General features: G+C 70.7%; 29 protein-coding genes. 15 read left to right on the forward strand and 14 right to left on the reverse strand.

Features of this window, described 5'->3' with window-relative positions; all coding sequences use genetic code 11:
- Position 1: 1 nt before the first annotated feature.
- The 5 genes from AB0B85_RS03340 to AB0B85_RS03360 all read right to left on the reverse strand — a co-directional run bounded on the left by AB0B85_RS03340 (position 2) and on the right by AB0B85_RS03360 (position 4,822).
- Positions 2-511, reverse strand: coding sequence for a methylated-DNA--[protein]-cysteine S-methyltransferase (locus AB0B85_RS03340; protein ID WP_357403054.1), 510 nt, complete (start codon positions 509-511; stop codon positions 2-4).
- Complete coding sequence (locus AB0B85_RS03345) at positions 508-2,004, reverse strand: AlkA N-terminal domain-containing protein (protein WP_357403056.1); 1,497 nt, start codon at positions 2,002-2,004, stop codon at positions 508-510. The genes AB0B85_RS03340 and AB0B85_RS03345 overlap by 4 nt, the downstream gene beginning before the upstream one ends.
- Positions 2,005-2,081: 77 nt before the next feature.
- On the reverse strand, positions 2,082-3,515 hold the full coding sequence (locus tag AB0B85_RS03350; protein WP_357403058.1) for an FAD-binding oxidoreductase: 1,434 nt from the start codon (positions 3,513-3,515) through the stop codon (positions 2,082-2,084).
- 288 nt (positions 3,516-3,803) lie between these two features.
- Positions 3,804-4,316 (reverse strand): hypothetical protein, encoded by a 513-nt coding sequence (locus AB0B85_RS03355; RefSeq protein WP_357403060.1) that lies wholly within the window; start codon positions 4,314-4,316, stop codon positions 3,804-3,806.
- Positions 4,313-4,822 carry a SigE family RNA polymerase sigma factor gene (locus AB0B85_RS03360; protein ID WP_357403063.1) on the reverse strand — a complete coding sequence of 170 codons (510 nt, stop codon included), beginning with the start codon at positions 4,820-4,822 and terminating at the stop codon, positions 4,313-4,315. The genes AB0B85_RS03355 and AB0B85_RS03360 overlap by 4 nt, the downstream gene beginning before the upstream one ends.
- A 140-nt stretch (positions 4,823-4,962) precedes the next feature.
- Between AB0B85_RS03360 and AB0B85_RS03365 the strand changes: the two genes are divergently transcribed.
- Positions 4,963-5,469, forward strand: coding sequence for a hypothetical protein (locus AB0B85_RS03365; protein WP_357403065.1), 507 nt, complete (start codon positions 4,963-4,965; stop codon positions 5,467-5,469).
- A gap of 90 nt (positions 5,470-5,559) precedes the next feature.
- On the forward strand, positions 5,560-6,294 hold the full coding sequence (locus AB0B85_RS03370; protein ID WP_357403067.1) for a peptidase E: 735 nt from the start codon (positions 5,560-5,562) through the stop codon (positions 6,292-6,294).
- Between the two features lie 13 nt (positions 6,295-6,307).
- Here the strand turns inward: AB0B85_RS03370 and AB0B85_RS03375 are convergent, their stop codons facing one another.
- Entirely contained in the window at positions 6,308-6,922 is a 615-nt protein-coding gene (locus AB0B85_RS03375) for an exonuclease (protein WP_357403069.1), read from the reverse strand.
- A gap of 210 nt (positions 6,923-7,132) precedes the next feature.
- Here AB0B85_RS03375 and ychF point away from each other — a divergent pair, with 210 nt between their 5' ends.
- On the forward strand, positions 7,133-8,218 hold the full coding sequence (gene ychF / locus AB0B85_RS03380; RefSeq protein ID WP_357403071.1) for a redox-regulated ATPase YchF: 1,086 nt from the start codon (positions 7,133-7,135) through the stop codon (positions 8,216-8,218).
- A 298-nt stretch (positions 8,219-8,516) separates the two neighbouring features.
- Here the strand turns inward: ychF and AB0B85_RS03385 are convergent, their stop codons facing one another.
- On the reverse strand, positions 8,517-8,747 hold the full coding sequence (locus tag AB0B85_RS03385; protein WP_357403073.1) for a hypothetical protein: 231 nt from the start codon (positions 8,745-8,747) through the stop codon (positions 8,517-8,519).
- 39 nt (positions 8,748-8,786) lie between these two features.
- Between AB0B85_RS03385 and AB0B85_RS03390 the strand changes: the two genes are divergently transcribed.
- The 3 genes from AB0B85_RS03390 (at position 8,787) to AB0B85_RS03400 (ending at position 10,318) form a co-directional block, all read left to right on the forward strand.
- Positions 8,787-9,194, forward strand: coding sequence for a hypothetical protein (locus tag AB0B85_RS03390; protein WP_357403075.1), 408 nt, complete (start codon positions 8,787-8,789; stop codon positions 9,192-9,194).
- 87 nt (positions 9,195-9,281) lie between these two features.
- Positions 9,282-9,785: a hypothetical protein gene (locus AB0B85_RS03395; RefSeq protein WP_357403077.1), complete on the forward strand. Its 504-nt coding sequence runs from the start codon at positions 9,282-9,284 to the stop codon at positions 9,783-9,785.
- Between the two features lie 290 nt (positions 9,786-10,075).
- A complete protein-coding gene (locus AB0B85_RS03400) occupies positions 10,076-10,318 on the forward strand; it encodes a hypothetical protein (RefSeq protein ID WP_357403079.1) in 243 nt (80 codons plus the stop codon).
- 86 nt (positions 10,319-10,404) lie between these two features.
- On the opposite strand, the gene AB0B85_RS03405 is transcribed toward AB0B85_RS03400, so the two are convergent.
- On the reverse strand, positions 10,405-10,806 hold the full coding sequence (locus AB0B85_RS03405) for a nuclear transport factor 2 family protein (protein ID WP_357403081.1): 402 nt from the start codon (positions 10,804-10,806) through the stop codon (positions 10,405-10,407).
- A gap of 93 nt (positions 10,807-10,899) precedes the next feature.
- On the opposite strand from AB0B85_RS03405, the gene AB0B85_RS03410 reads away from it, so the two are divergent.
- The 3 genes from AB0B85_RS03410 to AB0B85_RS03420 all read left to right on the forward strand — a co-directional run bounded on the left by AB0B85_RS03410 (position 10,900) and on the right by AB0B85_RS03420 (position 13,092).
- Positions 10,900-11,499 carry a TetR/AcrR family transcriptional regulator gene (locus AB0B85_RS03410; protein WP_357403083.1) on the forward strand — a complete coding sequence of 200 codons (600 nt, stop codon included), beginning with the start codon at positions 10,900-10,902 and terminating at the stop codon, positions 11,497-11,499.
- 248 nt (positions 11,500-11,747) lie between these two features.
- Positions 11,748-12,314 carry a hypothetical protein gene (locus AB0B85_RS03415; protein ID WP_357403085.1) on the forward strand — a complete coding sequence of 189 codons (567 nt, stop codon included), beginning with the start codon at positions 11,748-11,750 and terminating at the stop codon, positions 12,312-12,314.
- Between the two features lie 4 nt (positions 12,315-12,318).
- Entirely contained in the window at positions 12,319-13,092 is a 774-nt protein-coding gene (locus AB0B85_RS03420) for a class I SAM-dependent methyltransferase (RefSeq protein ID WP_357403087.1), read from the forward strand.
- A gap of 52 nt (positions 13,093-13,144) precedes the next feature.
- Here the strand turns inward: AB0B85_RS03420 and AB0B85_RS03425 are convergent, their stop codons facing one another.
- A complete protein-coding gene (locus AB0B85_RS03425; protein WP_357403089.1) occupies positions 13,145-13,519 on the reverse strand; it encodes a VOC family protein in 375 nt (124 codons plus the stop codon).
- 115 nt (positions 13,520-13,634) lie between these two features.
- Between AB0B85_RS03425 and AB0B85_RS03430 the strand changes: the two genes are divergently transcribed.
- Together AB0B85_RS03430 and AB0B85_RS03435 are read left to right on the forward strand one after the other, a co-directional pair.
- Positions 13,635-14,093 carry an SRPBCC domain-containing protein gene (locus AB0B85_RS03430; RefSeq protein WP_357403091.1) on the forward strand — a complete coding sequence of 153 codons (459 nt, stop codon included), beginning with the start codon at positions 13,635-13,637 and terminating at the stop codon, positions 14,091-14,093.
- Positions 14,090-14,440 (forward strand): metalloregulator ArsR/SmtB family transcription factor, encoded by a 351-nt coding sequence (locus AB0B85_RS03435; protein ID WP_357403093.1) that lies wholly within the window; start codon positions 14,090-14,092, stop codon positions 14,438-14,440. The genes AB0B85_RS03430 and AB0B85_RS03435 overlap by 4 nt, the downstream gene beginning before the upstream one ends.
- Positions 14,441-14,470: 30 nt before the next feature.
- Here the strand turns inward: AB0B85_RS03435 and AB0B85_RS03440 are convergent, their stop codons facing one another.
- Positions 14,471-15,748 (reverse strand): MFS transporter, encoded by a 1,278-nt coding sequence (locus AB0B85_RS03440; protein ID WP_357403095.1) that lies wholly within the window; start codon positions 15,746-15,748, stop codon positions 14,471-14,473.
- A gap of 145 nt (positions 15,749-15,893) precedes the next feature.
- Here AB0B85_RS03440 and AB0B85_RS03445 point away from each other — a divergent pair, with 145 nt between their 5' ends.
- The gene (locus tag AB0B85_RS03445) at positions 15,894-16,220 is read left to right on the forward strand and encodes a hypothetical protein (RefSeq protein WP_357403097.1); all 327 of its coding nucleotides are present in this window, start codon (positions 15,894-15,896) and stop codon (positions 16,218-16,220) included.
- 72 nt (positions 16,221-16,292) lie between these two features.
- Here the strand turns inward: AB0B85_RS03445 and AB0B85_RS03450 are convergent, their stop codons facing one another.
- From AB0B85_RS03450 to AB0B85_RS03460, 3 genes are all read right to left on the reverse strand, one after another.
- Positions 16,293-17,027 (reverse strand): class I SAM-dependent methyltransferase, encoded by a 735-nt coding sequence (locus AB0B85_RS03450; protein WP_357403099.1) that lies wholly within the window; start codon positions 17,025-17,027, stop codon positions 16,293-16,295.
- Positions 17,028-17,243: 216 nt separating this feature from the next.
- On the reverse strand, positions 17,244-17,606 hold the full coding sequence (locus tag AB0B85_RS03455) for a PH domain-containing protein (protein ID WP_203147864.1): 363 nt from the start codon (positions 17,604-17,606) through the stop codon (positions 17,244-17,246).
- Positions 17,607-17,815: 209 nt separating this feature from the next.
- Positions 17,816-18,700, reverse strand: coding sequence for a LysR family transcriptional regulator (locus tag AB0B85_RS03460; protein WP_357403102.1), 885 nt, complete (start codon positions 18,698-18,700; stop codon positions 17,816-17,818).
- A gap of 114 nt (positions 18,701-18,814) precedes the next feature.
- Here AB0B85_RS03460 and AB0B85_RS03465 point away from each other — a divergent pair, with 114 nt between their 5' ends.
- On the forward strand, positions 18,815-19,168 hold the full coding sequence (locus tag AB0B85_RS03465) for a DUF1801 domain-containing protein (RefSeq protein ID WP_357403104.1): 354 nt from the start codon (positions 18,815-18,817) through the stop codon (positions 19,166-19,168).
- Positions 19,165-19,587, forward strand: a complete 423-nt coding sequence (locus tag AB0B85_RS03470; RefSeq protein WP_357403106.1) for a VOC family protein — start codon at positions 19,165-19,167, stop codon at positions 19,585-19,587. The genes AB0B85_RS03465 and AB0B85_RS03470 overlap by 4 nt, the downstream gene beginning before the upstream one ends.
- Here AB0B85_RS03470 and AB0B85_RS03475 read toward each other — a convergent pair.
- A complete protein-coding gene (locus AB0B85_RS03475; RefSeq protein WP_357403108.1) occupies positions 19,574-19,882 on the reverse strand; it encodes a 4a-hydroxytetrahydrobiopterin dehydratase in 309 nt (102 codons plus the stop codon). The genes AB0B85_RS03470 and AB0B85_RS03475 overlap by 14 nt on opposite strands.
- A 183-nt stretch (positions 19,883-20,065) precedes the next feature.
- Here AB0B85_RS03475 and AB0B85_RS03480 point away from each other — a divergent pair, with 183 nt between their 5' ends.
- Positions 20,066-20,506, forward strand: a complete 441-nt coding sequence (locus AB0B85_RS03480; RefSeq protein ID WP_357403110.1) for a (deoxy)nucleoside triphosphate pyrophosphohydrolase — start codon at positions 20,066-20,068, stop codon at positions 20,504-20,506.
- Positions 20,507-20,746: the final 240 nt, after the last annotated feature.

The raw sequence follows: 20,746 nt of genomic DNA on the forward strand, positions 1-20,746 counted from the left end.
GTCAGCTTGCTGTCAACCCGCGCTCATGACCGAGAAGCCACTTCTTCACGTCCAGCCCCCAGCGGTATCCGCCGAGAGTGCCGTCGGTGCGCAGCACCCGGTGGCAGGGCACGAACAGGGCCGCCGCGTTCCGGGCGCAGGCGGCCGCGGCGGCCCGCACCGCAGGTGGTCGACCGGCAAGCGCGGCGTACCCGGTGTAGGTGACCGGCGCGCCGGGTGGCACCTCGCGCAGCACCTGCCAGGCGTGCGCCATGAACTCACCGCCGGTGCGCTGACGGACCGGCACCGCGTCGATGGCGTCGAGTTCGCCGTCCAGGTAGGAGTGGACCGCCGCGGTGACCGGGCCGAGGGCGGCCCGTTGCCGCACCGGCGCCCGCAGGCTCGGGTGGATCAGGGGCAGCAGCGCCGCCGGATCCGGCGTGAAGCCTGCGGCGAGTACGTCGCCGTCCGGGCCGGCGAGGATGCTCAACGGACCGGCCGGCGTGCTCAGTACGGTGCTGTCGATGGTCATGCCGCTCTCCAGAGTCTCATCGTTGCGTAGGACCGCCAGGGGCGCCAACGGTCGGCGTACCCGTCGAGGGTGGTCGGGGTGTCGGGCAGGCCGAGGGCGGCGGCGCCGCGCCGGACCGCGAGGTCGGTGCCGAGCAGGATGTCCGGGTCGCCGAAGGCGCGCATGGCCAGGTAGTTGGCGGTCCACGGGCCGATGCCGGGCAGCGCGAGCAGCCCTCGACGGGCCTCCTCCCGGTCGGCACCCGCCGCGAGGTCTACCGACCCGTCGACCACCGCCCGCGCCAACCCCCGCAGCGCCTCCCGCCGCCCCACCGGCATCCCGAACCCAGAGTCCGGCAGCACCAGCAGTTCTTCCGCCCCCAAAAAACCCCGCAACCGCCCCGCCCCTCCTTGTTGATCATGAAGTTGTTGTCCCGACACGCCGGCATCGGTGGCAATAACTTCATGATCGACGCGAGTTGTGTGGGCGGCGAGGAGGCGGGTCAGGGTCTTCTGGGCGGCGGTGACCGAGACCTGCTGGCCGATGATGGCCCGGACGGCCATCTCGAAGCCGTCCACCGCACGAGGGACGCGGATGCCGGGCTCTGCCGCCACCACGGGGGCCAGCGCCGGGTCGGCGGCCAGGGTGGCGTCGATCGCCGCCGGGTCCGCGTCCAGGTCGAGCAGCCGGCGGCAGCGCGCCACCGCGGGTGCCAGGTCGCGCAGGTCGGTCAACCGCAGCGTCGCCGCCACGTGCCCGGCCGCCGGGGTCAGCGCCACCTCGCCGGTGCCGTGCGGCAACCGCAGACCCCGGTGGTACGTCCCCGCGCGGACCTCGTCCACCCCGGGCAGCGCCCGCACCGCGAAGAAGTCGAGTAGCGCCTGGGCGTGCAGCGGCGGACGGTACGCCAACCGCAGCGCGAGGGTGCCCGCACCGGCCGGCGTCCGCTGGCCACCGCGCGCCGTCCGCAGGTCGGACGGGGCGCTCGCGTACACCTCGCGGAGCGTGTCGTTGAACTGTCGGACGCTGCCGAAGCCGGCCGCGAACGCGATCTCGGCCATCCCGAGGTCGGTGGTCTCGATCAGGATCCGGGCGGTCTGTGCCCGCTGGGCGCGAGCCAGCGCGAGCGGCCCGGCACCCATCTCGGCGCTCAGCATCCGGTGCAGGTGCCGCTCGGTGTAGCCCAGCCGGGAGGCCAGTCCGGGTACGCCGTCCCGGTCGACCACGCCGTCCGCGATCAGCCGCATCGCCCGGCCGACCACGTCCGCGCGAACGTCCCACAGGGGCGAACCCGGCGCGGCGTCCGGCCGGCAACGGCGGCAGGCGCGCAACCCGACACCCTGCGCGGCGGCGGCGGACGGAAAGAACCGGACGTTCTGCCGCTTGGGCGTGATCGCCGGGCAGGACGGCCGGCAGTAGATGCCGGTGGACGTCACCCCGGTGTAGAACCAGCCGTCGAACCGCTGGTCACGGCTGTCCACGGCCCGGTAACACCGCTCGAAGTCCAACTCCATGGCACCGATGATGCCCCGCTCGACCCGCCGGCGGCTGGCGGGAATCGGACCTGGGCGTGCCGGTGAGCAGGGGCCCGTCAGCGGGGGCGGCGACGTCGTCGATGCGGCTGACCGGATCCGGTGGGCTGGGCGGATCGGTTCGGCTGGGCGGATCGGTTCGGCTGGGCTGGTCGGTGGGGCTGACCGGCGCGGTGGGGCTGACCGATCAGCAGGGCCGACCGGAAAACCCCGTCCGGGTCGTACCGCTTCCACAGCCGTCGTACCCGGATCCCGGTCTCGCCCGGATAGATCCGGGCGAACGCGGCCGGGCCCGGTCGGCTCTCGAAGTTGACGTACCCGCCGTCGGCCCGCGCTCCGACGGCCCGCCAGGCGGCGTCCAACGCCGCCCCACCCTGGGGTGGGAACACCGAGGCGATGACAAGCGTGTCCTGGTGGCGGTGGGCGTACGCGGTCGCGTCCGGCGCCACGTCGTTGACCGCGCCGCCCAGCGAGCGGAGTTGGACCACCGCCCGCCCCGGCCCGGTCACCGCCCGCTGCAGGGCCCGCGCGCCGGCGTCGTCCAGCCCGGTGAACAGACCGTTCGTGGTCGTGCCGCGCTGCTGCCCGACGTTGGGGCTCAGGTGCGCGGTCGGCACCAGGGCCGGGTAGGGCAGCAGGTCGGTGCGGTGTTCGAGCACCTTGCCGATGGCGAGCAGCGGCTCCACCGCGGGTCGGGCCCGGCGCAGGCTCTCGGCGGCCACCACCGCGGTGATGGACATCAGGGCCGAGCGGCCCTCCGCGTAGACCACCGCCGCCGCGGACAACTCCCGGGGGGCCTGCGCGAGGTAGGCCGTCCACTCCCGGATGGTGCGCCCGTCCGGGTGCGTCTCCACCACCAGTTGCGTCACGCCGACGTTGCGCTGCTCGACCGCCTCGATCTCGAAGGCCAGCACGATCCCCGCACCAGCTCCGGCCCCTCGGACCAGCCAGAACAGTTCCGGCTCGTGTGCGGCGTCGGCGCGTACGAGCGTTCCGTCGGCGAGCACCACCTCGACCGCGCGGACGCGGTCGAGGGTGAGGCCGTGGGCGCGGACCAGCCAGCCCACCCCGCCGCCGGTGGCCAGGCCGCCGACGCCGACGCCGCCGTAGTCGCCCGAGCTGATCACCAGGCCGTACGGGGCCAACGCCCTCGCGACGTTCGCCCAGCGGGCGCCGGCTTCCACCCGGACCAGTCCGGCCCGCTCGTCGAGCACCTGCACCCGGTTGAGCAGGGACAGGTCGATGACCACACCACGGTTGTTCGAGGAGGCGCCGGAGAAGCCGTGCCCGCCGCTGCGGACGGCGATCGGCAGCCGCTGCTCCCGCGCGTAGCGCAGCGCGTCGACCACCTGTGCGGTGGTCTTCGGCAGCAGGATGGCGGCCGGCGACGCCGTCGTGGTGTACGTGGAGCGCAGTTGCGCGTACCGCCGGTCGCCGGGTGTGACGATCTGCCCGGTGAGTGAGGTGGGCACCCGGGGCATGGTGGTGCTCATCGTCGCTCCCGCAGCTCGCACGTCGGGTGTCCGGGATCGGTCATGGCCCAAGGATGGGCGGGCTGACCGGCCTCGGCAAACCCGGTGCACCGGCACCCGCTGTCCCCGGGGGCGCCTGGCGCTCGGCGGTGCGGGAAGTGCCGCGTGGAGGTGACAGGTATCTCGGGTCGACAGCGCCGCATCCTCCCGGTGCCGCCCGCGCCGAACCCTGTCGTGGCGGCCGGTCAGGCCGGGGCGAGGAGGCCACCGACCTGACCGGTTCTGCTCAGCGCGACACTGTCGTTGCGCTCACCTGTCGCCCGGCGCGCCGGGCAGGTTCAGCGGAGACGGATCGCCAGGCGCACCCGGTGCCCCCGGCGCAGCCGGAACCCCGGGCGCCCCTGGAGCACCGGGAATCCCGGGCCTACCAGGCACACCGGGAGCACCTGGCGTATCAGTGGGGGCACCGGGCACGCCGGGCGGCGTCAACGGGTCCTGCCTCGCGCCGCCGGGGCTCGGTACGTCCGTCGGCAGCACGGCCGGCGCGGGCGGGTCGGGTACGCCCGCCGGGCCAGCCGGGCCCGCCGGGCCAGCCGGGCTGGGGGCAGCCGGTGGCGCCTCGTCCGACCCGGTCGAGGCGAGCGCGAGCGGGGTGGCGATCAGGATCGCCGCGAGGGTGCCGACCGCCCCCATCGTCACCGTGACGCGGCGTCGGTTACGCACCCGTAGTTCCGCCCGGTTCAACTGGTCATGCACGATCGGTGCCTCCTCGGCGAGATCGGTGAGGGTGGTGCGGATGAGGTGCTCGAAGGGGTCGGTCATCGCCGTACCTCAAGCATTTCGACCTCCGGAAGCAGCTCGCGCAGGCGGCTGACGGCCCGATGGGTACGGCTGCGCACCGTGCCCACGGAACAGCCGAGCAGCTCGGCCACCCGGGCTTCGGGCAGGTCCTCGTAGTAACGCAGGACCACCACCGTCCGCTGTGCCGCCGGCAGGTGGCGAAGGGCGGCGCGCATCGCCAACCGGACGTCGGTGCCGCCGCTGGGATCGACGCCGACCGGTTCGTCCGCCGGGTTGAGCGGCGTCTCCCGCCACCGGCGCAGCCGTCGCCACCAGCTGATCTGCTCGCGGTACATCACCACGCGGAGATACCCCTCGGGATCGGCGTGCCGGATGGATCCCCACTTCGGGATGGTCCGGGCCAGTGCCGACTGGAACAGGTCCTCGGCGGCGTTGCGGTCGCCGGTCAGCAGGTACGCGACCCGCATCAGCGCCGGCGTCCGGCTGGCGACGAACTCGGCCAGCCGAGCCCGCTCGTCCTCGTCCACCCACCACCCCCGTTTCGTTGTCACCCGTACAGACGCCCCAGGTCATCGTCGCTATCCACGATCCGACGGCTTTTCTCGGCCCGGAAGTGTCGGTCGTGACGGGTAACGTCCGGCCACCAACTCAAGAAGGGGTGCGGCGAATGGTGAGCGTGGCGGGTTGGGCGGCGGCGTCGACACCGGGCACATTCCCGCCGCTGCCCCGAGCGGTGGCGCAGTCCTTCTACCGCCGGATGCGGGCCGTCGCGCCGGCCGCCCGCGGCGCCATCGACCGGGACCGGACGACCGACCCCCAGCTGATGTTTGCCGACACCGCCTGCGGGCGGTTGGCGGGCTCCCTCGACGACGCGGGCCTGCGGGCGCTCGGCATGTGGACGCACCACTGGTGCATGCGCTTCTACGACGACGACACCCGGGTCGGCCGGCGGCTGGTTCGCGAGATCGCCGCCCGGCCGGGGCTGGGCTGGACGGCCGACGAGGTGCGCTGGATGCTGCGCGAGTCGATCTCGGCCGGCCCGGCCGCCGCGGACCGGTTCACCCTGCCCCGGGCCGCCGCGGCCCAACTGCCCCCGGCCGTTCGGCCGTTCGACGAGCTGCCCCCGGGCTGCTGGTCCGAGGCTCAGGTGCCCCGCCAGCGCCAGGGCGACTGACCGCGTGGGCCGGCTGGCGCACCGGGGTTGCCGGTGTGCCGCCGGCCGGCTGCGGCAGGATGAACGCCGCACCCCACGGAAGGACGCCCGATGCCCGCCAGCGCACCGACCATCCTCGCCACCAGCATGGGCTTCGTGCGCGGTGACCGTGGTCCCGCCGACCTGCGCCCCGGCCCGGTCTTCGAGTTGGCGGCCGAGTTGGCCGAGGCCGGTCCGCAGCCGCGGGTCTGCTACCTCGGTCAGGCTGTCGGGGACCAACCCACCGCGCTCACCGCTGTCTACGGCGCGTTCGCCGACACCCGGTTCCGACTGTCACACCTCGCGTTGTTCCCGATGCCGAACGTCGAGGACGTCCGCGCCCACCTGCTCGGCCAGGACGTGGTCTGGGTCGGTGGCGGGAGCGTGGCCAACCTGGTCGCGCTCTGGCGGGTGCACGGGCTCGACGACATCCTGCACGAGTGCTGGCAGGCCGGCGTGGTGCTGGCCGGGGTCTCGGCCGGCTCGATCTGCTGGCACGTCGGCGGTGCCACCGACAGCTTCGGCCCCCGGCTGCGCGGCTTCACCGACGGCCTGGCCTGGCTGCCGTACGGCAACGGGGTGCACTACGACAGCGAGGGGCAGCGGCGTCCGCTGATGCACGAGCTGGTCGGCAACGGAACGCTGCCGACCAGCTCGTGCACCGACGACGGGGTCGGCCTGGTCTACCAGGGCACCCGGCTGGTCGAGGCGGTCGCGGACCGCGAGGGTGTCTCGGCGTACGAGGTCAGCCGGGGCGCGGACGGCAGCGTCCAGGAGAAGGTGATCGCCCCGCGCCGGCTCGGCTGAGCGCCGGCGTCGGTCAGGCCTGTTCGCCGGCCTGATCGGCGGCCTGATCGCCGGCCTGTTCGCCGGCCTGATCGCCGGATTGGCGCCGGAGCACCGCGTCGAAGACCTGCGCCAGTTCGGCGGCGTCCTCCCCGGCGTGGTGCGTGTGCGGCACGTTGTGCAGGCCCAACTCGTGCTTGATCTTGCCCTTGCGGGTCTGGACCCATTCGCTGCCGGTCACCCCCATCCAGTAGCTGCGCAGGTCGACGCCCGAGCCGGTGGCACCGAACGGGCTGTGGCCGACGAAGCGGACGAAGTACCAGTGCACGAACATGCCGTCCCAGACGGCGGGGGCGGCGAGGAAGACCGGGCGGCCGATCCGGCGCAGCCCGTTGACCCAGGCCGCGGCTGCCGACATCGCCTCCTGGGCGGTGGGCGCCTCGCGCAGCAGGAGGTCCCGGTCCAGGCCGGAGACGGCGAGTGCCGCCGGCACGAAGTCGTCGGAAATGGGGCGCAGTTCGGTGTAGAAGGACAGGTCCGGGCGGCCGGTCACCGCCATACCCAGCGAGATCATGCTGTACGGCCCGGGGATGGGTCCGTCCGCCTCCACATCGACGGCGATGTACAGCTCGGGCAACGTCGAGGTCATTGCACCTCCAGCAGCGAGACATCGAGATCGGCACGGTAGCAACGCCTGCCGGGTCCCGTCGCCCCATAAAGGCACGGGCTGCCCAGCGGTGCACCTGGAGAGCCGGCGGAACCCCTGCACCGGCGCCGGAACGTCACCCGTACCGCTTTCTGTGCCGGACCGTGGACCGCGTGGGCCGGCCCGGTCGGCATCCGCGTAAGCTGGCTGGTCGTGAGTCTCTCCATCGGCATCGTCGGCCTGCCCAACGTCGGCAAGAGCACGCTGTTCAACGCGCTTACCAAGAACGACGTGCTGGCGGCGAACTACCCGTTCGCCACCATCGAGCCCAACGTCGGCGTGGTCGGGCTCCCTGACGAGCGGCTGGGCAAGCTGGCCGAGATCTTCTCCTCGCAGAAGGTGCTGCCGGCTCCGGTGTCGTTCGTCGACATCGCCGGCCTGGTCCGCGGCGCGTCGAAGGGGCAGGGTCGGGGCAACGCCTTCCTGGCCAACATCCGGGACGCCTCGGCGATCTGCCAGGTGGTCCGGGCCTTCTCCGACCCGAACGTGGTGCACGTCGACGGCAAGATCTCGCCGGCCGACGACATCGAGACGATCAACACCGAGCTGATCCTCGCCGACCTGCAAACCCTCGACAAGGCGCTGCCCCGGTTGGAGAAGGAGGCCAAGCTCCGCAAGGACCGCCTCGCCGCGGTCGCCGCCGCGAAGGCCGCGATCGAGGTGCTCGACGGTGGCACCACCCTCTACTCCGGGGCCGCCGCCGCCAAGATCGAGCTGGAGCACCTGCGCGAGCTGCACCTGCTCACCACCAAGCCCTTCCTGTACGTCTTCAACGTCGACGAGGCCGAGCTGGCCAACGAGGCGTTCCTCGACGAGCTGCGCGCCCTGGTCGCCCCCGCTGAGGCCGTCTTCATGGACGCGAAGATCGAATCCGAGCTGGTGGACCTCCCCGAGGACGAGGCCCGCGAGCTGCTGGAGTCGATCGGGCAGAACGAGCCCGGCCTCAACCAGCTCGTCCGGGTCGGCTTCCGCACCCTCGGCCTCCAGACGTACCTCACGGCCGGCCCCAAGGAGGCACGCGCCTGGACCGTCCCGGTCGGCGCGACCGCGCCGGAGGCCGCGGGTGTCATCCACAGCGACTTCCAGCGCGGCTTCATCAAGGCCGAGGTGGTCTCCTACGACGACCTGGTCGAGCACGGTTCGATGGCGGCGGCCAAGGCGGCGGGCAAGGTCCGCATCGAGGGCAAGGAGTACGTCATGCAGGACGGCGACGTGGTGGAGTTCAGGTTCAATGTCTAGTTCCGGGTGGGGCCGTACTACTGCACCGAGTCCCGAGCGACGGCGAGCCCACACGTAGCGAGCACGCCCAGGGCAACGAGCCCGATACGGAGCCACGGCACATCCTCGGTCCGCTTGAGGCCGATGGACAGAGAGACGCCAACGCAGCTGGCGACGACCAGGCAGATGAGGACCGTAACTACCCGGTAGGCAGTGCCGTTCTCGGACCACCAGGCCCACGCGCCGAACACAGCGGGTACGAAGACCAGGAGGCTGAGCCCGGTCAGCGGGAGAGCGATCTTCCAGCGGGTCCACACACTCATCGGCCTCGGCCCTCCCCGCGCCGGTCCACGTCGACGGTGTTGTCCGCGCCGGGCAACTCTAGGTCGTCGGCGTCGCGCAGCTGCCGAGCCTGTCGCGCAAACTCGGCGCCTTCCTCCGGGGAGAGTCGGTAGCGGTGGTCCCTGACCCCGCTTGCCACCGCGACTCCGTCGCGCCGTTGGGGGAAGCACCGCTCGTCGGGCTCGGGGCCTCTGTCGCGGTTCACCATCTGGCCGGCTCCCCTGGGCGGCTCGATAGGCTCCGCCGCATGGCGTACATCCCGAATAAACTGCTGGGACGACTTGTCGGGTTGCGCCTGTACTCGGTGCAGTTCGTCATGGATTACGTGCAGCTGCGCTTTGACGGCGAGCTGTCCGACGAGATGCCGGTGCTCAACTGCGACATCCTCCCGGCGATCAGTCGTGCGGATCGCACCCACCTACCTGGAGAGCCCGGCTGGGCCGACGCACTGGTAGGACTCATTCCGCAGGTCGTAACCGATTCGAGCGAGCGAACCGGGACGGGGATCGAGCTCCGTTTCAGCGACGCGGCCCTTCGTCTCCACCCGACGCCGAAGCAGATCGACACACCGGAGATAGCCATGCTCTCCGGTTTCGATGATGGACGGTGGATGGTGTGGCGGCCCGGCGAAGACTCATTCGAGGACCTGACGTGATGGTGTTCGGCGTCGTCTCTGGACGGCATTCAGGGACACCGGGCCGGCGCTGGGGTTGGTTGGCAGGCGAGGCGAAGGCAGTATCACGTGGTGACCTTCTGGCCTACGTGGGACGAGTGGCTGGCAACTCTGCCGCCGGGCGCCCGAGATTCCGCTGTATCGCTCGCGGAGAGGTTCAAGGAGCTTGGGGCCCAAGACCCGGAGGGGTGGGCTAGGTCGGAGATCAGCGAGGACATTCCGCAGCTGGCTCGGTTCATGGTTCTGCGCGCCCTGTGGCGGGAGGCCATATCTCCCTGGACGGATGTCAGCGCCCTACACGACGTCGCGGCCGCGCACCGGCTGATTGAGTCAGGCGCGGATCCTCATGATGTGCTGCTGGTCGCCCGAGCTGGAGCTTACGAGGCGGTATTTGCCGCAGTGTGCATCCTCGACGAGGGCGGGGACCCGGACGCGCGTGAGAGCGACCCCGGCTGGCACCTGATCGAGACGGACGCGCAGTGCAACCCGACGGGTCGCGAGATCGGAGGGCTCCATGAGTCTCTTGGGGAGACGGACCCGTCCGGCAACAAGGACGCCGACCTGTGGGAGTGACACGGCACCGCCGGCACCTCGAGACCGCAAACTCTGACGCTGCCCCCTCATTCACCAGCGAGCCTGGCAACTCTGACCGACGAAACAATCCGGCTCCCACGCTGGCAGTGCGGGTTCGGTCCCGGTCACCTGCTGCGAAGTAGGCCCCAGACCAGGACATCGCTCCCTGTCGAAGCCGCAGTACGTGTCGGACCTCTCGACGGCGTCGACAAGGTCTGAGTCCGGCCTGTTCCCGCAGGTCAGAAGATTTGCGATTGACGAGGACCACGGGCTACCGCGAAGATCAGCGCGTGACCGCCGAGGATTCCACCGCGCCTGCTCAGCAAGAGCCGCAGCCGCCTCGGGGGATGCCGCTCCGCAAGATGTGGGTCTTTGGCGCATTCGGTGCGGTGGGCGCTATCGCCGCTTTGGTGCTCGCCCCGACGAACCCCGCCGGCTGGATTTTGCTGGCGGCGCTGGGCGGGCTTGCCTGGCTGACCCGTGTCGAACTGCGACGGCGCGACGTAGCGCAGCGGCCGGACGCGCGACAGTAGCGCGGCGGCACCGCCTCGTCGGGTCCGAGGCGATTGTCGACACCGGCCGCGCCGGCACGCTCCCGAATCAGTTCGGTGGAGCGCGGTCAGTGGGTCAGGGGCACCCGCCGGGCGCGGACCCTCCGGTGGGTGATACGCCATCCACCGTCGCCGCGCACGATCGTGTCCTCGTAGGTCACGCTACCGGCGGTGCCGTCCGCGTTGATGCCGATGCCTTTCGACTGGGCGTGGACGCGGTCCTCGGCTACCGCGGTGAGCACGATGTTGGTGACGTGGTGGGCGACTGGGTTCCCCGCACCCAGGTCAAGCGCGGCGTCCCGCAGCACGGCGAGCCCGGTGAGCACACCACCACCGAGGTCCGTGACGTCATAGGCCACGTCTGCGGTGAACAGCTCCTGCATCCGGTCGAACTCGCCGCTGTCGGTCAGGTGGCCGTGCCGGTTGAGCAGGTCCGTGATCGCTGCCCGGTCCTCGGCGGTCAGGGCCATCGCATCCTCCACTGGTTCCAAGCGGGGAATTCCCCGGTCATGTTTGGTACATTAAGCGGGGAACTCCCCGATTGGCAAGACTTGGAGCGCTGGATGGGGTCGACCGCGGACAACCCGATGATTCCCAAGCGTGGGCGCAGGGCGGACGCCGCACGCAACGTCGACCGGCTGCTCGCCGCGGCGCGGGAACTCGTCGACAACTCCGGGTCCGAGGTCGTCCTTGACGAGGTGGCGCGACGCGCCGGTGTCGGCAACGCAACCCTCTACCGGCACTTCCCAACCCGGGGCGACCTGCTCGTCGCCGTCTATGCCGACGAGGTGGCAGCGCTGTGCCGTCAGGGCGTCGATCTGCTCGGCGACCCGTCACCGGCAGACGCACTCTTCACCTGGCTGGACGCGTTCGTCGTCCATGTCGCGACGAAGCGTGCGCTCGCCCTTGCCGCCACCGAAGGCCCTGCCGCCCACCGGACCGAGATGTTCGGCAGGTGGCACGAGTCGATGCGCTCCACCGCGACCGGACTGCTGCGCCGGGCGCAGGACGCCGGTGCCGTGCGGCCCGACCTCACCGTGACTGATCTGCTCGCCATCGCCAGCGGTGCCGCTCTCGGCGGCACCGACGTGTCACACGCCCAACGGCTCGTCGGGCTGCTGCGCAGCGGTGTCCAGGTGGACCGGGACGGCACTGTCAGCTGAGGCAGACGGGCCTCCCCAAGACACGGTGGGCACCGGCAGACCCAGACTCCCCACGTACGCCATGACTGCCGCCTCAGCGGCCACGTCCCCACCGTTGCGGTAACGGCGAAGGACCCGATGACCGTCGGTCTCGCCCCGACGCCAGCGGAATCGGATCCACCACGCTCCGACGGTATCCCAGGCCCCTCGGTTGCCTCCACAGCGGATGGTGACGCCTTGTGCTGGTGGTGGCGGCGTATCGTGAGCGAATGGAGTGGTCGACGATCCTCGGCACAATCGTAGGTGCCATTGTCGGACTCATGTCGGTCTTCCTGGCCGACCACCTTCGATGGCGACGCGAGGATAAGAGTCGCCTACTGCAAGCGCGGCAACAGGTTTACGTCGACTTTCTGGCTGCTCTCAGCAAAGCCCATTCCGACCTGCGGTCGGTCGCGTTTCGCAGCGAACTCTCCCCGGTCGAGCGATCCCACGCACTGCTGGAAGCCCTTGACGCATCAGGAGTGTGGCGTCTGCGGCAGAGCATCTCGCTGATTGGCTCGCGGGGCCTCATGCACGAAGTGGTCACCGCCGCGCGCAGCCTGGAGGGCGTGTGCGAGGTGCTCAGCCATGGTGCCGATGTGGGGAGCGATCGCTACATCGAGGCGCGCAACCGGCTCTGGGCCGCCAATGCCACCCTTCGTGAGTTGATGCGCAAGGACCTGGGGATCGCCGGAGATCCGGACCCGGACGTGCACAGCTACCGGTCCGTCGGCGAGAAGGACGAGCGAGCGTCCTCGTCGGCCGGTTCACCTGAGAGTGGCAGGGCGCTACGGTGACCGCATGGACGACCAGCACCTGCTCCGAACATCCTTCGGCGCGGCGGCGACCGCGTACGCCGAGCACCGTCCGGATTACGCCCGGGCGGCGGTGCGTTGGGCACTTGAGCCCGCGCCCGGCCCACGGGTGCTCGACCTTGGCGCCGGCACCGGCAAGCTGTCCGCCACGCTTGTCGAGTTGGGTGCGGACGTCGTAGCGGTCGAACCCGACCCGGCGATGCTCACCGAGCTACGCCACGCGCTGCCGGCCGTCCGCGCTCTGCCCGGTAGCGCGGAGTCGATTCCGCTGCCGGACGCGTCAGTCGATGCCGTCCTGGTTGGCAATGCCCTGCACTGGTTCGACATGACCGTCGCGGGGGAGGAGATCGCCAGGGTTCTCACGCCCGGCGGCGTTCTGGCCGGGCTGTGGAACGTCCTGGACGACCGGATCGACTGGGTTTCCGCACTCGAACGGGTCAGCGGGCGTGCGGCCATCGGCCCCCGCGACACGCTGAGTTGCTGGCGCGCCGCGACGGCCGACATGGTGGTTGCGAGCACCGACCTGAACGCCCGGTTCGGCGCATCGGAGCAGGTCGAGTTTCCGCATGGGCAGCGCCGGACCGCCGACTCCCTCGGCGCGACACTCGCGACCCGGGCGGGGATGCTGGTCATGGCAGAAGAGGAGCGGGATGCCACCCTCGGCCGGATCCGCGCCTTCCTCCGGACCCGGCCCGAGACCGCGCAGGGCGAGTTCACCCTGCCGATGCTGACCGGTGTGCTGCGCGTCCAGCGCAGGTGACCACCATCGAGTCTCGCTGAGAGGGCGGACGCTGTGCCTTGGTCAGCGCTCCCTACTGCTCGGCCCAAGCGCCCAGCTCGTTGCCGCTCGGGTCGGTGAAGTGGAACCGCCGGCCGCCGGGAAACTCGTACGGCCCCTTCACCACCTGGCCGCCGGCCTCCGTCACGGCCTGCACGGACTTGTCCAGGTCGCTTGAGTAGAGCAGCACCAGCGGACCGCCCGCCTCGACGTCCTGGTCGAGCCGGAGACCGCCGACCTCGGGGGCGGAGTCGCCGTGCGGGCTGCGGATGCCCGCGTACCCGGGGCCGTAGTCGTTGAACTGCCAGCCGAACGCGTCGGCGTAGAAGCGCTTGGCCTCGGCGAGGTTGGTCACCGTGAACTCGACGTAGTCGATGGCGTGGTGCCGGTGCGGCGATGGCTCAGACATGCCGGGCATTGTGCGCCCCGGGTACGACGGGACCAGAACATGCAACGAAAGGTTGCGCGAAGGCGGGGGCTGTCGTAGGTTGAGTGCAACTAAAGGTTGCGAAAGGGTGGGGCGCATGGAGCAGGGAACTATCGAACGCGACATTCACGTCGACGCGTCGCCTGAGGTGGTCTTCGAGGTGGTCAGTCAGCCCGAGCACATGCGGGAGTGGTGGCCCGACGACGCGCGGTTCGAGTCGGTCGCTGGCGCACCCGGCGAACTGATCTGGCGCAACGCGGACACCGGCGAGACGACGACCGTCGCGCTCGCCGTCGTCGAGGTCGACCCGCCGAAGCGATTCTCCTTCCGGTGGTGCTTCACCGAGCCGGACCGCAGTGGGCCGGCGCTGCTCGTCACCTTCGACCTGACCCCCGCCGGCACGGGGACGCAGATCCGGATGACCGAGACCGGGTTCCGCGAGATGGGCTGGGAGATCGCCGTCCTGGAGGCGCGGTACCAGGACCACGAGAACGGTTGGGACCACTACCTGCCCAGGCTGGGCGGGTACGTCGCACGGCTGGTCGCCACGCCGTGAGCGCCGCTGTCGACGACGAGCTGTGGTCGGCCATCGGTGACCCCACCCGTCGTACGATGATCGATCTTCTGCTCTCCGACGGGCCGGGCACCGCGACGTCGCTGAGCAGGCGACTACCCGTCACCCGGCAGGCCGTCTCGAAGCATCTGGCCGTCCTGGACCGGGTCGGGCTGATCCACGCCGAGACGGCCGGTCGCGAGCGTCACTACCAGGTCGACGAGGCGCAGCTCGCCCGTGCCGTCGCGCAGTTGTCGGCGGTGGGCGCCACCTGGGACGCCCGGCTCCGCCGGATCAAGCGGGTCGCCGAGACGATCGAGCGCAGCCGCCACCACGACGAAGGGGGATGACAATGGTCGACATCCTGCACCAGGTCCAGATCAGCGACGGCCACTGACCTCGGTGCCGGTCGGATCGGGGGTTCGCGCGCTCCGACGGGAGATCGCGAACCCGCCGGCGACCAGGCCGAGGGCGACGATCGCCACGGCGCAGAGCAGCAGCGTCGGGCGGGGGCCGAGGGCACCCACGAGTGGCCCACCCAGCATGGTGCCCAGCGGCACCGCCAGCACGAGGATCGCACCGTTCGCGGCCAGCACCGCGGGCAGCTGAGTCGTCGACGTGCTGCGCTGGAACAGCGCCATCGAGGTGGACGTGTACGGCGCCCAGATCAGGCCCGCCAGAGCGAAGGCCGGCAACGACACGCCGAGCGGTGCACCCAGGCCGAGCGGCAGCATGGCGATGCCGAACCCGACGACGATGCCGATGGTGGTGACCCGCAGCGGCCAGCGGCGCAGGTGGCCGGCGGCCACGCCGCCGACGAGACCGCCGACGCCGAAGGCGGCGTAGAAGACGCCGAGCAGCGTTGCGGAGGCGTGCAGGTCGTCGGTGACGTGGATCGGCATGGCCACGTACACCGGGCCGAAGAGGAAGAAGAAGCCGAGGCTCAGCACCAGCAGACCGAGCAGGGCGGGGTCGCGGCGGATGACCGCGAAGCCTGCCGTTCGCGAAGCGCCGCCCTCGGACCGTGCGGGCCCGCCGTTGGTGGGAAGGGCGAGACGGTACGTGAGGGCCAGCGCGGCGAAGGTGGCGGCGTCGAGGGCGATTACCCACACCGATCCGGCCCAGCTGATCAGGATGCCCGCCAGTGGCGGGCCGGCGATCGTGGCGAACCCGGCGATGGTGCCGAGCACCGCGTTGGCGGGCAGGTGGTGTCGCTGCGGCAGCAGTTCGGCGACCAGGGTGAATCGCCCGGCCGAGCCCCACGAGTGCAGCAGAGCCGACGCGGCCAGCAGGACCACGTACAGCCCGATGGTGAGCACGCCGGCGAGGTGAGCGAGGGGGATCGCCGCGAGTGCGCAGGCCCGCAGGGTCGCGTCCCAGCCGGCGAGTTGGGCGCCGCCGCGCCCGCGCAGCAGGCGGCCGAAGACGACGGTCCCGACCGCGCTCGGCACTGTGTACGCGGCCATGGCCAGCGCGATCCAGATGCCGTGCCGGTCCGGCGGTGCGAGTTCTTTGGCGAGCCAGGGCACCGCGACCACCGCCATGCCGTCGCCCAACGCGGACACGGCGAGCCCGGGTAGGACGCGCCGGAGCTGCGGATGACTGACCACCGGCCAGTACGGCGAGGAGCGCGGAAAGCGGGAGGTGTCCGGGGGCATGCCCACAGCTGACCCGGCACGGACCTCGTAAATCAACAAAGGCTGCCAGCAGCAGAATCCGCTCAGGGCGTAGTCGCTGGCGTTACCCGACGTCCCGGCGTACCGGCTGAGGGTTTGCCGGGTCCGAGGACGGGGATGTGCGACCGTGCGCATCGACATCAACGAGCCGCAGGCCGTCGAAAAGTTCTGGGAAGGGATGCACGACGTGGCTGCCGCCGCGACTCGGTATCAGGATGACGATCTCTATGTGGCCCTGGTCAAGATTGGCAGATCGGCGCTGGCTCAGGGCGTCGAACTGGTACCGGCCGGTGGTCTGTTCCTTCGCTGTCCGGCCTGCGACGCGGTGCCCGGCCAGCACTGCGTCAATGTGCCGGGCAGCCCGCTGAACGGCCATGCCCTGCACCGGCAGCGCGTCGAGTTGGTGGACAAGGTGTTAGCGGGAACGGTGCCGCTGCCCGATCCGCTCGGCTGATCGCGCGCGCGTCTCCACAGGAGATCGGCTCCGGTTCCCGCAGGTCAGGGAACCGGAGCCGATCAACTGCCGCTACTGCTTCCGGTAGACGGAGATGTGCGCCCTGCTGTCCGCGTCGAACGGTCGCCGGTGCCAGTCGGCGTACCGCTCGGCGAGCCGCAGCCCCGCCTGCTGCGCCATCTCGTCGATCTGGTGTGGCCAGGCGTATCGCATGGCGAACGGCTTCAGGTGCACGCCGTCACCGTCGAAGGTGATGGTCTGCCGGATGAACGACTGCGTCGGTCGGTCGTACTTGTGCAGCCGGATCGTCGCGGAGTCCTCGGCCACGTTCCACACCTGCACCTGCTCGTCCCTGTCGAAGCTGCGCGGGTCGGGCACGAACGTCTCGATCACGAACGCGCCGCCGGGCGACAGCACCCGGGCGACATTACGGAAACAGTCCGCCTGTCGCTCGGCGTCGACCAGGTTGAACAGCGTGTTGAAGACCAGGTACGCGAGCCGGAACTCACCGGTCACCGGTACGTCCGCCATGTCGGCGACGACCACCGGGATCTGGTCGCCGCCGGGCTTGGCGCGCATCTGGGCGAGCATCTCCTCGGACGCCTCGACGCCATGCACGGTGAGGCCGCGCTCGGCCAGCGGCAGTGCGACCCGGCCGGTGCCGATCGCCAGTTCGAGGATCGGGCCGCCGTCGGCCAGGTCGGCCAGGAAGTCGACGGCGGGCATCGGGTCGGGGTTGGTGTCGCCGCTGTCGTAGTCGGCGGCCCAGAGCCGGCCGAACAGGCCAGGATCGTCGAAGACCGACATCAGCGGCCTCCGGGGTTGGTCAGGGTGTCACAGGTGCTCTGAGCGGATCTGCTCACGAAGTCTCGATTCCTCGGGTCGGATGACTGTGGGTTCGGGGGACTTCGTCGTGTTGGGCATGGTGGCTGCTCCCTTCCGGCGGCTGTCGAGTGAGGACACCAGAGACGGCCGGGGCCCGGCAAGGCAATTACGCCGGCCGGGCCCCGCAGCGCGGGTGGGTCAGGAGATGTGGTGCAGGATCACGTTGTGCACGTGGTGGCTCTTCTGCGCGCCACGGAACTCCACCTCGTAGGTGTGCGTGCCGACGTGGATGGCTATCGCGCCGGTGGAGAAGAACGAACCACCCCACGACTTGTTGCTCACCACGCTCACGCTGGTGATCTTCGAGTACGGGATGCTGGTGATCGCGAACCGCTTCCCGACGAAGGAGCGGTCCTGAATGATCACGCGGCGGTCGGTCAGCCCGATGAACCCGGTGCCGGTGCCGACGGCGTCGTAGACGGCGATGATCTGCTCGCCGTCGAGGAGGCCACTCTCGATCTGCTGGACCTGCTCTTTGCGGTCGTACGCGATGTTCGCCATGCGTCCAAGGCTAGAAAACCGGTGCCAGCGGGGTCGGGTGGGCGATGACGACGAACTCGCCGTCGCCCTGGCCCACCGGCTCGCCGTGCCAGCCGCCTGCCCTGGTCAGCGAGGTGCGCAGCTGGGCCTCCGTGCGGAAGCGCAGGATTTCGTGGCCGTCGTCGTCGGCGAGGGTACGCGCCCACCCCGCGTCGTCGACTCGGCGTGTCCTATCGGGGCTTCGCGTCGGTGGCGGCGCGGACGAACTCGCGTACCCGGGTGGTGGTGTTGCTGGCCAGCCAGACCGGCCCGCGCTCGATTGGTGGCGCGTCGTGGATGGGCACGTACGCCACGTCCGTGCGCGGGTAGTAGCGCTGGGTGTGCTCGCCCACCGGTAGGACACCCCGGCCCAGCGCGACCAGGGACAGCATCTCGGAGAAGGTGTTCCCGGCCGGCCCCTTCGGCACCGGCCGGCCGCCCGGGGTGCGCTTCGGGGTGCGGTCCCGCTTGAACTCCGCCGAGGTCACCGCCGGGTACTGCACCACCGGGTGGTCGGCGAGCACCTCCAACGACACCGACCGTTCCCGGGTGAGCGGGTGACCCGCCGCCACCGCCAGCACCCGAGCCTCGGAGAGCAGCGCCGGGCCGGTGGCCATCCCGTCGAACGGGTACGAGGCGATCAACACGTCCGTCGACCCGTCGATCAGCCCGGATCGGGTGGTGGACAGCTGCGCCTCGTGCACCTCCACCCGACAGTCCGGGTGCCGTTCACCGAACAGGGTCACCGCCCGGAGCAGCACCGGAGCGGTCCACTCACCGAGGAACGCCACCCGTAGCGTCCCGGTCACGCCCCGGGCGGCGTCGGTTGCGCGGCGGACGGCCTCGTCCATCCCGGCAACCAGCGGGGCCAACTCCTCGGCGAGTTGCCGGCCGATCGGGGTGAGCCGGACGACCCGACTGGTACGGGCGAACAGCGGTGCGCCGATCCGACGTTCCAGCTTCTTCACGATGTGGCTGACCCGGCCGGTGCTGACTGTCAACCGCTCGGCGGTCCGGCCGAAGTGCAGTTCCTCCGCGAGCGTCAGGAACGTCTCGACCTCGTACCGCTCCAGCACACCGCTCCCATCGTTGACCTGCGGGCAACGATCGTAGCGGCATCGGGTCTTGGTCGGTGGCCCTCGTCCGGGGATCGTGAACGCGGCAGGGAACACCGAACGAAAGGTATTACCGTGAACGTTGACGACTACCTGGCCGGCCTGGCCGGCCCACTGCGCGAGATCGGCGAGAAGCTGACGCCGATCATCGCGGCGGCCCTGCCGACAGCGACCGGCGCGATGTGGCACGGGCACCCGGTCTGGGGCCTGGGCGACCGGCCCGGCCAGCGCCCGGTCTGCCTGGTCAAGGCGTACGGGTCGTACGTCACCTTCGGGTTGTGGCGGGGGCGGGAGATCGCCGACCCGTCGGGACGGCTGGTGCCTGGTGCGCGGTCGATGGCGGCGGTGAAGCTGCGCGACCTCGCCGACGTCGACCCGGCCCTGTTCACCGGCTGGCTGCGCGCGGCGGCCGGCCTGGAGAAGGCGTGAGCGCGGTGCGGGTCATCGGTTTCGACCATCTGGTGCTGACCGTCGCCGACGTGGAACGGTCCCTGGACTTCTACTGCGGCCGGCTCGGGCTGGCACCGGTACGGGTCGACGAGTGGCGGGCGGGCCGCGTCCCGTTCCCGTCCGTGCGGATTAGCCCAGGCAGCATCATCGACCTCGTCCGAGGCGAGCCGCAGGGCGCGAACGTGGATCACTTCTGCCTGGTGGTGGCACCACTGGACTGGGCGCGGGTGATCGAATCGGGTGTCTTCACGGTGCTGACCGGCCCGGTCAGCCGGTTCGGCGCCCGTGGCTCGGCGACCTCGATCTACGTGCGGGACCCGGACGGCAACGCCGTGGAGCTGCGCTGGTACCCGCAGGACGCCGGGTCGGGTTCGGCGACGCTCGTCAGGACTCGGTGACCGCCCGGTACGCGTCCTCGATGCGGGCGGCCAACAGGACCTCGCCCTCGGTCAGCGGCTCGTCGTTGCCGTGCCCGACCCGGATCTGGGTGCTGTCGGGCAGGCGGTTGATCTCGGGGCGCAGGTGCAACGCGTCGGCGACGACTTTGACCCGTTCGGTCAGGGCGGCGTGTTGGGTATCGTCGATCACGAGCGTCCGTCGGATCTGCTCGCCTTCGCGCGTCCAACCAGATAGCAAGGTCAACGCGTCGGAGAGATAGTCGTGCTTGGCCCTGCTGCTGAACAGCACGCGCATCACCGCACCCCCCAAGCGCCGTTGTCGGCTCGTGGCCAAATCGTCGCCATCCCGTGTCTTGTCGGTGTCCTCTAGTCTCTCGCCGCTCGGAAGGGGTGTCCACGCCCACACTTCCGTGTTCTGTTGGCCTAGCGGACGGCTACGGTACCCAAACCGCCGATTGATCTGGCACCCTGGACGCCCGTGCGGACCGAACGGGCGAATGGCGACGGGCAGACCGAACGACGGGACCTGAAGGTGATCGTCGGTGCGGCGATCATCCGGGACGGGCGGGTGCTCGCCTGCGCGCGCGCTGCCCCGCCCGAGGTGGCCGGGATGTGGGAGTTTCCGGGCGGGAAGGTCGAGCCGGGGGAGGCCGAAGTCGACGCGCTGGTCCGGGAGTGCGCCGAGGAGTTGGCCGTACGCGTCGAGATCGGCGATCGGGTCGGCCGCAACGTACGGATGGCACACGGCCGGTCGGTGCTGAAGGTCTACGCGGCCCGCCTGCTCGACGACGACCAACCGCAGGCGCTGGAACACTCCGCGCTGCGCTGGTTGACGGCCGACGAACTGGACTCGGTCACCTGGCTCCCCGCCGACGCCCCCATAGTGACCGCCCTCCGCCCCCTCCTGAAAACCCTCTAGCCCTCCTACCCACCCACCCCCACCCCACCCCCAGCTCTCGTTGATCATGAAGTTATAGCCACGACACGCCGAGCGGCGTGGCAATAACTTCATGATCAACGGAGGGTGGGCGGGGGGAGGGGGTTGGGGTGGGGGTGGGGGGAGGGGGTAAGGCGGCGGGGGGGGGGGGGGGGGGCCCCCCCCCCCCCCGGGGGAGAGGTGGTTGTTTGTGGTTTTTTAGGGGCTGTGGGGGGATGTTAG

Source organism: Micromonospora sp. NPDC049044 (assembly GCF_040649215.1).
Lineage (GTDB): Bacteria > Actinomycetota > Actinomycetes > Mycobacteriales > Micromonosporaceae > Micromonospora.